We start from the raw sequence: 1,161 nt of genomic DNA, 5'->3' as shown, positions 1-1,161 counted from the left end.
GATCATGTCCCAGGACGTGGTGTAGCTTAGACGACCACGGCTCATCCCAGAGGGTCGGATGAGTATCAGCTTGCTGCTGGCAGGCTGATGAGCGGATCATCGCTCATTGTGGCGATTGTCTCAAGTGTCATGTAGCGGGATCGCTGGACGGCCCATTCATCGTTCTGTTCGAGCAGCAGCGCACCGACCAGGCGCACGATGGCGTCGTCGTTGGGGAAAATGCCGACGACCTCTGTGCGCCGCTTGATCTCACCGTTCAATCGCTCAATGGGGTTGGTCGAGTGAAGTTTGGCCCAATGCTGCTTGGGAAAGGTCATGTAGGCGAGCACGTCTTGCTCGGCACTGTCCATGAGACTGGCGAGCTTCGGTACCTTTGGCCTGATCTGGTCGGCGACGTTGCGCCACTGAGTGCTTGCGGCCTCCGGCGTGTCCTGAGCGAAGGCCGTTGCAATGAACGCGGAGACAACCCGGCGTCCGCTCTTTCCAGCATGGGCCAAGGCATTGCGCATAAAGTGCACCCTGCAGCGCTGCCAGGTGGCGGAAAGCACTTTCGATACTGCGGCCTTGATGCCCTCATGGGCATCGGAGACGACGAGCTTGACGCCGCGCAGCCCCCGCCTGATCAGCTTTCGAAGAAACTCGGTCCAGATCGCCTCGGCCTCGGACGTGCCGATCTCCATGCCGAGCACTTCGCGTCGGCCATCGGTGTTGACGCCGACGGCGATGATTACGGCGACGGAGACAATACGACCACCGCGCCGAACCTTGAGGTAGGTCGCATCGATCCACAGGTAGGGCCATTCTCCTTCGATGGGCCTGTCGAGGAAGGCCTTCACCTTCTCATCGATCTCCTCGCAGAGCCGGGACACCTGACTTTTGGAGATGCCCGACATGCCCATGGCCTTGACGAGGTCATCAACAGAGCGGGTCGAAACACCCTGGATATAAGCCTCCTGGATGACCGCCGTCAGAGCCTTCTCGGCCATGCGGCGCGGCTCCAGGAAGCTCGGGAAGTAGCTGCCGGTGCGAAGCTTGGGAATGCGCAGCTCGACGGTGCCCGCCCGTGTCTCCCAATCCCGGTCGCGATAGCCGTTACGCTGGGCCAGCCGGAAGCCATTCTTCTCGCCATAGGCCGCGCCGGTCTTCGTGCCGACCTCCAGC

General features: G+C 61.5%; 1 protein-coding gene. It reads right to left on the bottom strand.

Features of this window, described 5'->3' with window-relative positions:
* Positions 1-65: 65 nt before the first annotated feature.
* Positions 66-1,161, bottom strand: a 1,096-nt coding sequence (locus tag GGD46_RS33605; RefSeq protein ID WP_065091983.1) for an IS256 family transposase, incomplete at its 5' end; no start/stop codon positions are given.

The sequence above is a fragment of the Martinezella lusitana genome (genome assembly GCF_014207095.1).
GTDB lineage: Bacteria > Pseudomonadota > Alphaproteobacteria > Rhizobiales > Rhizobiaceae > Rhizobium > Rhizobium lusitanum_B.
Note: the sequence above shows the minus strand (reverse complement) of the source record. Positions and strands in the feature narration are given on the sequence as shown.